Source organism: Xanthomonas prunicola, from assembly GCF_002846205.1.
GTDB lineage: Bacteria > Pseudomonadota > Gammaproteobacteria > Xanthomonadales > Xanthomonadaceae > Xanthomonas > Xanthomonas prunicola.
Genome location: NZ_PHKV01000002.1, coordinates 220,324 through 233,334, shown reverse-complemented (window position 1 = coordinate 233,334; position 13,011 = coordinate 220,324). Strand labels below are relative to the sequence as shown.

The following is a 13,011-nucleotide window of genomic DNA, read 5'->3' as shown; positions in this document are numbered from 1 at the left end:
GAGAAAGGAAGGCGCTCACGGCTGCTGACGCGCACGCGCGTGCAGATGCTCGAGCAGGTGCTGACCATCGGCGCTGGCAAACCAGTCCGCGTGGCCGAGCAGATAGCGGTGATAGGCGATGTCGGCGTTGGCGGACGAACGCGTGATGCCGGCGAAGTATTCGATCTCGCTCAAGGCGAAGTCGGCATGCACGATCGGCAGCAATGCGGCCAGGCGGCGCAACTGGTTGGCATCCAGTGGACGATGTTGCGCGTAGCCATCCAGCAACGCGTCGAGCAGAGCCAGCTCGGCCTGGGCGCGTGCGCCGGTGTCCAGCCGCAGCCAGGGGATGAGGTTGCGCTCGATAGCGGTCGCCAGGTCGAACAGCGCGCTGCTGCAATCGCTCAACCCGAAATCGAAGATGGCGCTGACGCGGGTGTGCCCATCGTCGGTGTCCCACAGCAGGTTGGAGGCGTGCCAATCGCCATGCGTCCACAGCGGCGGTAGCGCGTCCGGTGCGGACAGTAGCGGCCACGCACGCGCATGCCAGGGCAGCAGATGGGTGGCGAGATCGTAGTGCCAGGGCCGGTGCTGCAAGGCGGCTGCCAGGTGCGGACGCGTTGGCAAGACATCGTGCAATGCCTGCACCGGGTCCGCCTGCGCAAACAGCCGCAGATTGGCAACCAGCACGCTGGTGGAGCGCGCCGGCGCATCGAAGCCCTGGGCAGCGCGATGCAGTTGCGCCAATGCAGCACCGGCCGCCCGCGCATGCGCAACATCGGTGAACGGCGTCCACGACAGGGCATCACGGTAGAGGTCGCGCCCGGCGCCGACGCGCTGCACTTCGTACACCCAATCGTCGTACGCCAACGCGGTGCGGCCCTGGGCGTCGTGCAGCACTTCCACCACCGGCGCGCCGGCCCAGCGCAAATGGGCCATAAAGCTGTGTTCCTCGCGCAGCGCGGCGACGCTGCGCACGCTACGGTGGTGGCGTTTGACGATGACCGGGCCGCTTTCAGTGTCCACGCAAGCCGCAGCCGAGAACGGGCGCGCGCTATGCCATCGCACCGCATTGAGCCGGCCCGCGGCTGCAAACCCCTGGAGCGCGCGATGGATTTCATCGGTGGTCAGCACCGGCCAGTCCGCCAGCGCCAGTTCCAGGCTCATGCCATGCACCTGATGCGGCACATTCATGGCCCGACTCCCGTCAGCAGGAACCGTGCGGCATTGGCGAGTGGTATAGACCAGTGAATCGAGGGTGAGGACGCGGACTCGGCGCGCGCGCCGTCAAGAACAAGAACGGCGCTGCCGGGCCGTTGTCGCATCGCATCCGCCATCAGGCTGCAGCAATGCAATGAATGAAAAGGCAGCGCGAAACCGCAAGGTCGCTAACCGTCATCTCAACAATCAGGTGTGGGAGTGCACCAAAAGCGGCTGGCAGAACGTCTGGCGATCAGATGGGCACGGGCGGTGTGCTCTGAAGCGGATGCATGTGTGGTACGTGCATCGAATGCCGCCCGCGTTCGTCTGGTGGCTGCGCAGTCGTTTTGCTGGTCGCTCAAAAAGTCGCAAACGGAGACCGCGTGGCGGTTCCGGGCGCGCAGTATGCGCCTTGCGGCGATGGGTCGCCATGCTGCATGGCGTATTCGCGCGAATGACTGCTGGCAAGCAGGAGCGTGGCGCAATCTCCACCCCGCCCGCGAACATCGACGCAATGCAGCCGCGCCAGCGCCTGATGCTCAGCTTGCAGCTGCGAACTCGAGATGGCGCTGCGTCGCTCCGGCACCGGATAATGGCCGGATGACTCCCGTCCAGATCGCCGCCGTCGTCGTCACCTATCAGAGCAGCAGCACCATCGATGCCTGCCTGTCGCGGCTACGTGCGGCCGACGGCGTCAGCGAGATCCGGGTGGTCGACAACGCCTCCAGCGACGACACCCTGGATGTGGTGCAGCGGCATGCGCTGGCCGATGCGCGGGTGCACTTCATCGCCAACCCGGACAATCCAGGCTTTGCTACCGCCTGTAATCAGGGGGCGCGCGACTCGCAGGCGCCCTGGCTGGTCTTCATCAACCCGGACCTGATGGTCGACGCCGATACCCTGGTGCAGTTGTGCGCGCGCGCCGACGGGCATGCGGCGGTGCTGCTGGGGGTGGAGCAGGTGGACGAACAGGGGCGGCCGGATGCGGCCGTGCGCCGCCGCGACCCGGACTTTGCCGCGATGCTGCGCGCGCCGCGTGACGCCGCCAATCTGGCGGTGCCGGCCGATCCGTCGCGGGCCCTGCAGCCGGTGGATGCGATCTCCGGCGCGTTGATGCTGATGCAGCGCAGCCTGTTCGACCGGCTGCACGGCTGGGACGGCAATTACCGCCTGCATGCCGAAGACCTGGACCTGTGTCGACGTGCCCGCCAGTCCGGTGCCCTGGTGGCGGTGGCCAACGATCTGCAGGTGCTGCATGTGCGCGGCGTCTCCAGCCGCGCGCGGCCGTTCTTCGTGGAATGGCACAAACATCGTGGATTGTGGCGCTATTTTCTCAAGTTCGAGGCTCGTCAGCGCGGGGTGTTCACCCGGCTCGGCGTCTGGCTGGCGATCTGGACCCACGCGGCTGTGCAGGTGCCGCGTTTGTTGCAGAAGAAATGACGTCAACTGCGTTAAATTTGTGATAAATCAGTGATGAGTAGCGGGCTGGAACTGTGATACGTTCCGCCCCGAAGTGTGATCAGTCCCGAGCTTCCTGTCCCTCCCTGGTCCCCCATCAGGAATCGTGCAATGTCTTTACAGAACGACCCGCAGTTGCGGGTCCGTCAGCCGTGCGCTACCCCGCTGCAGTCCAGCCTGGTTGTCTCGCCGTCTCACTCCAATCCACCCCGGCGCCGTGCGCCGTCCGTTCTGGCATCGGCGCTCGCATTGAGCTGCCTGCTGGTCGCGTTGCCGGGCACCGCCCTAGCCGGTGCCTGGACCCAGCCGCAGGGCGACACGTTGGTGATCGTCAAGGCGTTGCATAGCGATGGCCGCGGATGGTTCGACGACAGTCACCATCGCACCACGTTTGGCGACGGCCAGCAGTTCGACGGCAACGGCCGCGCCCGCCAGGACCAGCTCAACGTGTATGTCGAGCATGGTGTGACCGACAAGCTCAGCTTCATCGGCAATTTTTATTTCAATGAAGTTGGTTTTAGCAGCCACGATGCCTCCAACGGCCGGCAGCAAACCACGACGACCGGTTTTGCCGATCAGGAAATTGGCCTGCGCTACGCGCTGCCAAGCGCGCAGAACGACGTCTGGCGTAGTTCGGTGCAGGCACTGGTCAGCATCCCTGCGTATGGTCGCAGCAAGACATATCACCCGAATAATCCGTCGCGTGACCCTGCGCTCGGCCTCGGCGACTACGGTCTGGAACTGCGTTATAGCCTTGGCCGCGGCTACACCCTCGGCGATCACAACGGTTACGTCGATCTGGGCGGCGCGGTGCGCCTGCGCGGCAGTGCCGCCTCGGACGAAGTGCGGGTGGATGCGTCTACAGGCTTGAGCCTGGCCCCGAGCTGGTTGTTGTTGGGCGAAATCAACGTGATCCAGGGCCTGGGCAATGGGCGCAACGACGCTTTCATCAGCGGCGAGACGCCTGCCGATTCCGGCTTCGTCGCCACCGGCACCAACTACGATCTCACCAAGCTGCAGTTGTCCGCGCTGTACACGGCGCCGGGTGGCAGCCAATGGCAGCTCGGATATCAGCAGCCGGTGATGGGCCGCAATACCGGTGCCGCAGGCGGGCCATTCGTGGCCGGCTGGTGGCGTTTCTAAGGGCTCCTCTACATGACGGTCACCTGCGAAATGGAAGCGCTGGGACGCGCGCCGGACATCGGCCGCGAGCGCGGTCTGCTGGGCCGTGCGCTAGTTTCGGCAGGCGTCATCACCGATGAACAGCTGCGTTCGGCGCTGGCCTTGCAGCAACGCTGGAACTCGCGTCTGGGCGATGTGATCCTGGCCCAACGCGGCGTGCCAGCGCAGCGGTTCTACGCCATCGTTGCGGCGCACTTCGGGTTGCAATTCATCGATCTGGTGCAGCAGTCACCGGATCCTGCGCTGCTCACCCCCGGCGATCTGGATAGCTACGCGCAACGCTTGGTGTTGCCGTGGCGGCGCGAAGACGGCGTGCTGGTGCTGGCCGTGGCCGACCCGGACCCGGCGTTGTTCGCCTGGGCGCGTGAGCATTACGGCCAGGACGTGCGCTTTGTCGGTACCGCCAAGTTCGACATCATCTGGAGCCTGCAGCGCTATGCCGATGAGCAGCTCACCGACAACGCGTTGAATCTGCTCGCGGCGCATGCGCCGACGTATTCCGCACGCCAGGTCGTCACGCGCGGGCAAAAGTTCGTGTTGTGGGCGTTGGCTGCGGTGATGCTGGTCATGCTGGTGCTGTTCCCGGTGCCTGCATTGATCGTCGTCAACGTGCTGGTGGCGCTTGGCTTTCTGGCTACCTTCGGTTTGAAGTTGCTGCTGGTGTGGTTTGGCTCGCGCCACCGCATCGACATCAAGGTCACCGAAGACGAAGTGGCCGCGTTGAAGGATGACGACCTGCCGGTCTATACCGTGCTGGTGCCGATGTACAACGAGCCGGAAGTCCTGCCGATTCTGGCCAACGCGCTGCGCAAGCTGGATTACCCGATCAGCAAGCTGGACGTGAAGCTGGTACTGGAAGCTGACGATTTCGACACCATCGAAGCGGCCAAGAAGCTTGGCCTGGAAGCGTTCTTCGAAATCATCCGAGTGCCGCCGTCGCAGCCCAAGACCAAGCCCAAGGCCTGCAACTACGCGTTGCACTTTGCGCGCGGCGAATTGCTCACCATCTACGACGCCGAAGACAAGCCCGAGCCGGATCAGCTCAAGCGCGTGGTGGCGGCATTCCGCAAGGCCGAGAAGGATGTGGTGTGCATCCAGGCGCGGCTGAACTACTACAACGCCGACGAGAACTGGCTGACGCGGATGTTCACGCTGGAGTACACGCTCTGGTTCGACTTCTACCTGCCGGCGCTGGAATACCTGCGCATTCCGATTCCGTTGGGCGGCACCTCCAATCACTTCCGACTGGACGTGTTGCGCCAGGTGCGCGCGTGGGATCCGTACAACGTCACCGAAGACGCCGATCTAGGCGTGCGTCTGATCCAGAACGGTTACCGCGTCAACGTGGTCAATTCCACGACGTTCGAAGAAGCCAACGTCAGCATTCCCAACTGGATCCGGCAGCGTTCGCGCTGGCTCAAGGGCTATATGCAGACCTGGCTGGTGCACATGCGCGACCCGGTGCATCTGTATCGCAGTACCGGCTTCAAGGGGTTTTGGGGGTTTCAGTTCTTCATCGGCGGCGGCTTCTTCACTGCCTTGGGCGTGCCGGTGCTGTGGGCGCTGTACGCAGTGTGGATGCTCACCGGCACCACGATGTTCGAGCGCTTCTTCCCGCCGTGGTTGGCTGCTGTCTCACTGGTCAATCTGCTGCTGGCCAATGCGTTCTTCATCTACATCACGCTGGTCGCTGCGTTCAAGCGCGACTACTTCAAGTTGGCGCCGTACGCGCTGACGGTACCGTTCTACTGGGCGTTGCAGTCGATCGCTGCCTACAAGGGGTTGTGGCAGTTGATCCACAATCCGTTCTATTGGGAGAAGACCACGCATGGCATCAGCAAGCATTCGGAAAACGAGCGCCGTGCCGCACTCGAAGAGTGAGCCGGTCGCGCCACGTCGCGATAGCGGGCTGCCGGCGTTCCTGGTCGCTGTGGTGGCGCTGTCGCTGCTGAGTCAGCCGTTGCTGGTGCAGTCCGCAGGCCCCGCGGCGCCTGCGCTTGCGCCGGGTGTCGGACTGCCGGCGACCGGGGTGTTGGGGTGGGTAGTCGATCTGACCCAGCACAGTTGGAATCTGCCGTTCCAGGTGTGGCCGTTCGTGGCGGTGGCGGCGAACGCGTTGTTCCTGTCGCTGCTGTGGCGCGATCTGGCCGGTGTGTTCGGACGGGGCTGGGCCAGCGGTCTGACGTTGCTGGTGGGTTGCAATCCGTTGTTCCTGCTGCCGATCGCCGCCGGCGGCAGTCACGCGGTGGGATTGCTGGCCTTTTACGGCTTGTGCCGCACCTTGCGCCGGTTGCAGGCGCAGGTGGAAGCGTTCACTTATCTGCGGATTGCCGGCTGGTTGTGCATTCTGCTGTGTCTGGATCTGCAGACGCTGGCGCTGTCGACGATGGTCGCGCCGTGGCTGTTGTTGGTGATGCCGCCGCAGATGCTGCGCAAGGCGCCGGGTTCGTTTTACCTGGTGTGCTATTTGCCGTTCGCGTTCCTGATCGGCATGTGGGCGTACGTCAATCTGCTCGTGTTCAAGGCGCCGTGGCCAACGATGCTCAGCATCGCGCCGGCGTTCAACCCACTGCCACTGCCGCTGGCGGGTCATGCCGAAGGCTGGTTGCCGGCGGTACGTTGGGGCGTTGCGGCAGCGGTGTGCTTCCCGGTCCTGGCGCTGGTGGCGCGGACGCGTAGTGGCGCGTTGACGCGTGGCGTGGTGGCCAGTGCCGGCACCGTGATCTGCGCGGCAGCGTTGTCGTTTGCGTTTGGCTGGGCTGGCTTCGATGCCTTGCTGCTGCTATGGGTACCGGTGGCGTTGTTGTTGCGCGCGTTGCAGGCCGACCAACGCGGCCAAGCGGCCGGGTTGCTGCTGCTGGGCCTGGTGGGTGCGGTCTGGGCACAACCACAGGGCTGGGGCAGCTGGATGCGTAACGCAGCCAGCGACGAACAGTCCCTGATGCAGGGCGAGCCTGTCGTCACGACGCCGCCGACGGCGTTGCCGGTGAGTGCATCTGTTGTTCCTGCTGTGCAGGATGGTGGTGTGGTGCAGCCGGCGATCGCGGACAGCGCTGCCGTGGCGCCAGCTGCCACAGCACCTGCGGACAGTGCCGAGTCGGCAAACCCGTCAGCGGCGACGGTCGCGCCGACGGACAAGAGCAATGCATCCTTGCGTGCGACGGCGTGCGCCCAGCACGCGGCGCCGTCGAATGCGGGGGTGGCTGCTGCATGTTCAAGCGCGTTCTAAGCATCGCAACGTTGATCGGCGTGTGTCTGTTGGCAAACGGATGCAATGCCGCCGCGCCCACCTGGATGGGCGCCAACGTCAAGGTTTCCGCTAACGCACCGTGGGAAAGCCAGGCTGCAGCACAGTCGCTGGATGCATTAGCCAAGACCGGCGCCAGCAAGGCGCTGCTGGTCGCGTTCGTGTGGCAAGCCAACCCGCAGTCCAACGATCCGGTATTGGGCAGCGACAGCAGTGTGGAGGCCATGCGCGCTGCGTTGCGAGCAAGTGTTCAGGCCGGCTTGCAGCCAACGCTCAAGGTGCATGTCTGGATTCCGGGGCACTGGGCGGGCGATGCCGCGCCCACCGATCAAGCAGCCTGGTTTGCGGCGTATCAGAACGCGCTGCTGCCGTTGGCCAAGCTGGCCCAGGACGAACATGCCGAAGCGCTGGTGATCGGCACCGAGTTGCGTAAGTTGCAGGATGCGCCGCAATGGCCGGCGTTGGTCGCGGCAGTGCGCAAGGTCTACAACGGAAAACTGCTGTATGTGGCCGACGGCATGGAGCATGCCGAGAGCTTCCGCTATTGGTCGTTGTTCGATGCGGTGGGCACCAGTCTGTATCCGCGCCTCTCCGAAGCTGCCGATGCGCGGACCGCCGAAATGACCGCTGCCGCGCAACGCTTGCAGCAGTTGGGTCAGCGTGTGGGTAAGCCGGTGTGGGTGGCCGAGCTGGGGTTGCGTTCGGCGCGCGGCAGTCTGGCGGCGCCGTGGGAAAGTCCGGAGCAACGCACGGCCGCCGTCGATACGAAGCTGCAGCTGCAGGTGCTGCAACAGTGGCGCAAGGTGCTGCAGGCGCATGGCGTGGAAGGCATTGCGTTGTGGTGCTGGTACACCGACCCCAAGGCCGGCGGCCCGGGCGACAGCGACTTCACCGTGCAGGGCAAGCCGGCGGAGCAGGTGCTGGCGCGCTAAGAGCGGCGAGTGAACGCCTGCGCTTGCCGCGCAGGGCGGGGCGCCAAGGTGCTCGGGATCGACAGGCAGCGCTCGCATGCGACGGTTCCTGCGAGCCACGGAGACCCGGCTGACGACTGCTCGTTGCGGTTGTCAGCCGCTGTGGATCGCTACGACACGAGCGTGTTGCGCAGGTTCGCAGCGCGTCAGGCGGCCGCGGCGGCCGCGCATTGGTGATTGCGACGCGGACCTTCCGCTGATGAATGCACGACTCAGGACGAGTTGCGACTAACTAGCGCCTCGGCGAGCCCAGGCACGCGCCTCGGACGCAGGTCCGGGGCACGGCGCGGTCACTCGGGTCTTGACCGGTGCACACGCCGGCATCGCTGCAGCGGGCATAATCCGGCGCCATGATCATCCATTCGCTGCTCGACACCGATCTGTACAAATTCACCATGATGCAGGCGGTGCTGCACCAGCACCCTGCGGCGCAGGTGGATTACCGTTTCAAATGCCGCACTCCCGGTGTGGACCTGGCCCAGTTCATTGACGAGATCTCGCGCGAGATCGATGCGCTGTGTCGGTTGCGGCTGCGCGAAGATGAGGTGGATTACCTGCGCAGCCTGCGTTTCATCAAGCCGGACTTCGCCGACTTCCTCGCCTTGTTCCATCTGGATCGCAAGTATCTGAGCCTGGCCGCATCGGCGACCCACCCGGGCGAGATCGAGCTGACCATCCGCGGGCCGTGGCTGCACACCATCCTGTTCGAGGTGCCGCTGTTGGCGATCATCAACGAGGTCTGGTTCCGCAATACCTCCGAGCCGGATTTCGAGGAAGGCCGCAGCCGTTTGCGCGAGAAGGTGAGCAGCCTGCGCAGCATGCCGGCCGGCTGCAAGATTGCCGATTACGGCACGCGCCGGCGTTACTCGCGGCAGTGGCATGGTGAGTTGCTGCCGCTGCTGCGCGATGGCCTGGGCGAGCAGTTCGTTGGCACCAGCAACGTGTATTTCGCCATGCAGTACGGGCTGACCCCGCTGGGCACGATGGCGCACGAGTATCTGCAGGCATTCCAGGCGCTGGGACCGCGATTGCGCGATTCGCAGGTGGCCGCGCTGGAGTCGTGGGCGCGCGAATACCGTGGCGATCTGGGCATCGCGTTGTCGGATGTGGTCGGGCTGGATGCGTTCCTGCGTGATTTCGATCTGTATTTCTGCAAGTTGTTCGATGGCATGCGCCACGATTCGGGCGACCCGTTCGAATGGGGCGAGCGCGTCATCGCGCATCTGGAAGCGCACCGCATCGATCCACGCGCCAAGGTGCTGGTGTTCAGCGACGGCCTCAATATCGACAAGGTGATGCGTCTGTACGCGCATTTCCATGCCCGCTGCCGGCTCGCCTTCGGCGTGGGCACTAGTCTGACCAACGATCTGGGGCCGACGCCGCTGCAGATCGTCATCAAGATGGTTCGCTGCAATGGCCAGCCGGTGGCCAAGCTCAGCGATTCGCCCGGCAAGAGCATGTGCGACGACATCGGATATCTGCGCTATCTGCGCGACGTGTTCGGGCTGCCGACCATGGCAGAGGCTTAGCCGGCCGGCGTCACCACGCACGGCCTGAGTGACGCAGGTTGGCATGCACTGCCGAAAATCCAGACACCTAGCCTGGGAACTGATTGCTGGCACATCCACCGCATCGCGGTGATCGCGCGCAACCGTTCTGTCCAGCAGTCCAAGAGTCAGCGGGCTGCCTATGCATGGCGCCGGCGCGCTGACTGGTTGCGCCTTCGGTGTCGTTGCAGCGCCGCATCGATGCACTGGCCTGCGCTGACCAGCACGAGTGCGAATAAACGAACGGCGCCTTTCGGCGCCGTTCGCATCACACAATCCCACACATCACTATGGGCGCACCTTGGTGGCACAAACGAAGACCGCGGCCTGTTGCGTGCGGCTGATCACGCCCTGGCTCTGCAATTGGCGCACGTGCTCGTCCATACAGGTCAGGTAACCCAGACGGTTGCCGACGTTCTGCGTCTTGCACAGGCTGCTTTCGGCGGAGATGTTTGCTCCCGGAATCAGGCCGCCAGTCTCCACCGTCGGCACCTGCGTGCTGCAGCTGCCCAACTTGGCCGGCCCGCTGTTCAAGGTCCATCCGATATCGGCAAACAGCGCCGGGGTCAGGTCGACGTTGACGTGCGCCTGCACTTCCGGTGTGTCGAACGGTTCCATCAATGCATTCGGCTGCAGATCGGTATCGAAATGCGAGAACGTCGAGCCGCCGGCCACCACGCTGGGCGAATACAGACGCGTGCGGCCTGCGCTGTCGGTGCCCTGCAGCAACTCCGGATCTTCGTACAGCGCCGCGACCACGGAGGCAGTCTTCAGGCGCGCGCCATCGGCCTGCGAGACCATGATCGCGGGGATGGTGATGTCGGTGATCGGCGGTGCCGCATTGCCCATCGTCTGCACACCCGCCGCGTTGTTGGCGACGATCACGCCCACTGCGCCGTTGAGCTGGGCATTCTTCACCTTGATCGCGAACGCGCAGGTGCCGCGGTCGATCAGCGCGACCTTGCCGGCGACATCGGCCGCATTGACGAACGGAGTTTCGCAGCCATCGCTGGCCGATGCAGCCGCCACGCCATCGTTGACCGTCACCACCGAGCGTGCCGGGAAATTGGCCGCCGTGGCCAGTGGCCCGAAGCTGGCAAAGCCCACTTCGAACTTACCCGCAGCGCTGGCCGGTGCGGTCACACGCAGCAGCGTGCGCGGATCCAGAATCAACGCCGCCTCGCGGTTCACGCGCGTCCCAGCCCATACCGTGCGGCCGGGCGTGCGCATTGCTTCGGCGCGCAGGGCGTTGGTCATGGTCGGGTCGTCGAAGCGCTTGTTCTGGACGTTGTCGTAGGCCTGCGAGGTGTAGACGTCGGTCAAACCGCTGCCCGAACCCAGCACGCCGGTGGTCTTGTTGAGGAAGCCCGCGGCGCCCAGGCCGTGGCCGATCTCGTGCATCACCACGTTGAGAAAGTTGATCTGACCTGCAGGCGTCTTGCCGTCCAGACCCAGGTACCAACCCGAACCGGCCAGGCAATCGTCCTTGCCCAGGTCGCCATTGAACTGCGAAAACACGTCGGCCGGATCGGACGGATCCGGCACCAGATCCTGCCCGGCGATCGCATCGCCCAGCGCGGACGGGTACAGCGTATCGGGCTTGGCGCCGGGGAAATTGTTGACGATCCAGTTCGGGCCGGCCTGGCCCAGCGTGCCGCCGGTGGCAGTACAGGTCAGTCGTGCGAACGAGGCATACACCTTGATCTCGACATTGCTCTGCAGCACCGCGCCCCACAGGTCCATGGCGTACTGGTACGCGATACGGCGTTGCTCACCGATCGAGCGCCCCGGATTGCCGCCCAGTGGCGCGGCAGCGGTCGGATCGTTCAGGCCGACCACGGTGCCGGCATCGCCATTGATCAGCGTGACATTGGCCGCCGCTGCATGCAGCGGTGCCAGTGCGGCGGCCACGGCCAGCGACAACAGCAACAAGGGCTTATTCATGCGGCAGCGCTCCGTGCTCGGCGTGGGCGGGTTGGGCGGTATCGGCGTCTTCGCTGTGTTCGATGACGATGCTTCCGTCGGCCTGGCGGGTTGCCGTCAACGAACTCATTTGGGTGGCCGGCAGCTTGCGCGCCACGGTGCCGTTGGGCAGGCGACGCTCGGTCGCGCGAGCGGCCGCTTCGGTCTGCGGAACCGACGTGCGTGCGGCGCTGCTGCGGGCTGCGGAGTTAGACGCGGCGGCCTGCTGATCCAGTGCCGCGCTCTCGGCGTCGGTCAGCGGGCGCAACTTGCCGGTGGTGGGATCGATACCGACCTTGGAGCTGCTGGTGGCTGTCTCCTGCGCTGCGGCGATCGCCGGCAGGCACACGACACACAACACACCGGACAGCATCCATCCGGGCTTGCGAAAGCTCATCATCGTTGGGGTTTCCTTGGGTCCAACAGGGAGAAAAAACGCCGTGCTGACACCGGCGCTCGGGAGAATCCTTCCATTTCAGTCTGTTCATGACTGAATCATGAATCCGTGACTCGTGTCAATCTTTTGACACATTGGACGACGAATGCGAAATGGCGGCCTGAAAAAGTCATTGACGGGATCGTGGACTGGGGATTTCTTGGGCGCGGCACTCCTGAGGCGTCCGGAACCCGTCAGATTCCGGCCACGGCCACGGCCACGGCCACGGTGCGTCGCTGGGTGCGTGCGTTGCTGTCCCAGCCAAGCTGCCGAGTTCTTCAGATGGCCGATGTCCCGGCAGTAACCGGCCGCACTCCTTCTCTCGCGCCGGGAGAAGAGGCCCCGAAGGAGTGGATGAGGGCATGAGCGCAGCTTCCGGTGGCGTGCCCACCCGCTGGTTTCCCTGGTGTCGTCATCCAACCTGCGACTGCGCGTAGGCGGTTAGCGCTCGGCATCCGGAGATGCCACTCGTACACTTGCCGCGCTCAGCGCCGCCAGACACCAGTTGCCGGCGGCGCCTTACACATCCGCCAACCCTGCACCAGGCCACCATGCACGCCGTCATCTACCACAACCCCGGCTGCGGGACGTCCCGCAACACCCTTGCGCTGATTCGCCATACCGGCGTCGAACCGCAGATCGTCGACTACCTGCAGCACCCACCAAGCCGCGAGACCCTGCAGTCGCTTATCGCCGCTGCCGGCATCACGGTCCGCGAGGCCATCCGCCAGAAGGGCACGCCATATCTGGACCTGGGACTTGACGATCCCGCCCTGGACGACACTGCACTGTTGAGCGCAATGCTCGCGCACCCAATCCTGATCAACCGCCCATTCGTACGGACCCCGCTCGGCACGCGCTTGTGCCGTCCTTCCGAATTGGTACTCGACCTGTTGCCGCCAGCCACGCACGGCTTCGTCAAGGAAGACGGCGAGCGTTTGCTCGACGAAACCGGGCAACGCATCCGCCGCTGACATGTTCAATTGGCGCGCGCAGCCGGCCTTGCGTCGTCACGCTGGCTGCAACGTT

Annotated in this window: 11 protein-coding genes; 8 read left to right on the top strand and 3 right to left on the bottom strand. The window is 64.8% G+C overall.

Features of this window, described 5'->3' with window-relative positions; translation table 11 throughout:
• Positions 1 to 15: 15 nt before the first annotated feature.
• Positions 16 to 1,173 (bottom strand): phosphotransferase enzyme family protein, encoded by a 1,158-nt coding sequence (locus tag XpruCFBP8353_RS07575; protein ID WP_101362686.1) that lies wholly within the window; start codon positions 1,171 to 1,173, stop codon positions 16 to 18.
• A gap of 160 nt (positions 1,174 to 1,333) precedes the next feature.
• Between XpruCFBP8353_RS07575 and XpruCFBP8353_RS24240 the strand changes: the two genes are divergently transcribed.
• The 7 genes from XpruCFBP8353_RS24240 (at position 1,334) to pncB (ending at position 9,566) form a co-directional block, all read left to right on the top strand.
• Positions 1,334 to 1,783, top strand: a complete 450-nt coding sequence (locus tag XpruCFBP8353_RS24240; protein WP_243391066.1) for a hypothetical protein — start codon at positions 1,334 to 1,336, stop codon at positions 1,781 to 1,783.
• Complete coding sequence (locus tag XpruCFBP8353_RS07565; protein ID WP_101362685.1) at positions 1,780 to 2,619, top strand: glycosyltransferase family 2 protein; 840 nt, start codon at positions 1,780 to 1,782, stop codon at positions 2,617 to 2,619. The genes XpruCFBP8353_RS24240 and XpruCFBP8353_RS07565 overlap by 4 nt, the downstream gene beginning before the upstream one ends.
• Positions 2,620 to 2,748: 129 nt before the next feature.
• Positions 2,749 to 3,780: a hypothetical protein gene (locus XpruCFBP8353_RS07560; RefSeq protein ID WP_162300978.1), complete on the top strand. Its 1,032-nt coding sequence runs from the start codon at positions 2,749 to 2,751 to the stop codon at positions 3,778 to 3,780.
• Positions 3,781 to 3,792: 12 nt separating this feature from the next.
• Complete coding sequence (locus tag XpruCFBP8353_RS07555) at positions 3,793 to 5,700, top strand: glycosyltransferase family 2 protein (protein ID WP_101362684.1); 1,908 nt, start codon at positions 3,793 to 3,795, stop codon at positions 5,698 to 5,700.
• Between the two features lie 49 nt (positions 5,701 to 5,749).
• On the top strand, positions 5,750 to 7,048 hold the full coding sequence (locus tag XpruCFBP8353_RS07550) for a hypothetical protein (protein ID WP_162301004.1): 1,299 nt from the start codon (positions 5,750 to 5,752) through the stop codon (positions 7,046 to 7,048).
• Positions 7,030 to 7,998, top strand: coding sequence for a glycoside hydrolase family 113 (locus tag XpruCFBP8353_RS07545; RefSeq protein ID WP_101362682.1), 969 nt, complete (start codon positions 7,030 to 7,032; stop codon positions 7,996 to 7,998). The genes XpruCFBP8353_RS07550 and XpruCFBP8353_RS07545 overlap by 19 nt, the downstream gene beginning before the upstream one ends.
• A gap of 389 nt (positions 7,999 to 8,387) precedes the next feature.
• Positions 8,388 to 9,566 carry a nicotinate phosphoribosyltransferase gene (pncB, locus tag XpruCFBP8353_RS07540; protein ID WP_101362681.1) on the top strand — a complete coding sequence of 393 codons (1,179 nt, stop codon included), beginning with the start codon at positions 8,388 to 8,390 and terminating at the stop codon, positions 9,564 to 9,566.
• A gap of 306 nt (positions 9,567 to 9,872) precedes the next feature.
• On the opposite strand, the gene XpruCFBP8353_RS07535 is transcribed toward pncB, so the two are convergent.
• Both XpruCFBP8353_RS07535 and XpruCFBP8353_RS07530 read right to left on the bottom strand, forming a co-directional pair.
• Positions 9,873 to 11,528 (bottom strand): PA domain-containing protein, encoded by a 1,656-nt coding sequence (locus tag XpruCFBP8353_RS07535; protein WP_101362680.1) that lies wholly within the window; start codon positions 11,526 to 11,528, stop codon positions 9,873 to 9,875.
• Positions 11,521 to 11,946 carry a post-PEP-CTERM-1 domain-containing protein gene (locus XpruCFBP8353_RS07530; protein ID WP_101362679.1) on the bottom strand — a complete coding sequence of 142 codons (426 nt, stop codon included), beginning with the start codon at positions 11,944 to 11,946 and terminating at the stop codon, positions 11,521 to 11,523. Before XpruCFBP8353_RS07530 ends, XpruCFBP8353_RS07535 begins: the two co-directional genes overlap by 8 nt.
• Positions 11,947 to 12,533: 587 nt before the next feature.
• On the opposite strand from XpruCFBP8353_RS07530, the gene arsC reads away from it, so the two are divergent.
• Positions 12,534 to 12,956, top strand: coding sequence for an arsenate reductase (glutaredoxin) (gene arsC / locus XpruCFBP8353_RS07525; protein ID WP_101362678.1), 423 nt, complete (start codon positions 12,534 to 12,536; stop codon positions 12,954 to 12,956).
• Positions 12,957 to 13,011: the final 55 nt, after the last annotated feature.

Excerpts from the sequence above, each read along its gene's own strand:
- XpruCFBP8353_RS07575 (WP_101362686.1), bottom strand. The coding sequence starts at position 1,173 with ATGAATGTGCCGCATCAGGTGCATGGCATGAGCCTGGAACTGGCGCTG.
- XpruCFBP8353_RS24240 (WP_243391066.1), top strand. The coding sequence starts at position 1,334 with ATGAATGAAAAGGCAGCGCGAAACCGCAAGGTCGCTAACCGTCATCTC.
- XpruCFBP8353_RS07565 (WP_101362685.1), top strand. The coding sequence starts at position 1,780 with ATGACTCCCGTCCAGATCGCCGCCGTCGTCGTCACCTATCAGAGCAGC.
- XpruCFBP8353_RS07560 (WP_162300978.1), top strand. The coding sequence starts at position 2,749 with ATGTCTTTACAGAACGACCCGCAGTTGCGGGTCCGTCAGCCGTGCGCT.
- XpruCFBP8353_RS07555 (WP_101362684.1), top strand. The coding sequence starts at position 3,793 with ATGACGGTCACCTGCGAAATGGAAGCGCTGGGACGCGCGCCGGACATC.
- XpruCFBP8353_RS07545 (WP_101362682.1), top strand. The coding sequence starts at position 7,030 with ATGTTCAAGCGCGTTCTAAGCATCGCAACGTTGATCGGCGTGTGTCTG.
- pncB (WP_101362681.1), top strand. The coding sequence starts at position 8,388 with ATGATCATCCATTCGCTGCTCGACACCGATCTGTACAAATTCACCATG.
- XpruCFBP8353_RS07535 (WP_101362680.1), bottom strand. The coding sequence starts at position 11,528 with ATGAATAAGCCCTTGTTGCTGTTGTCGCTGGCCGTGGCCGCCGCACTG.
- XpruCFBP8353_RS07530 (WP_101362679.1), bottom strand. The coding sequence starts at position 11,946 with ATGATGAGCTTTCGCAAGCCCGGATGGATGCTGTCCGGTGTGTTGTGT.
- arsC (WP_101362678.1), top strand. The coding sequence starts at position 12,534 with ATGCACGCCGTCATCTACCACAACCCCGGCTGCGGGACGTCCCGCAAC.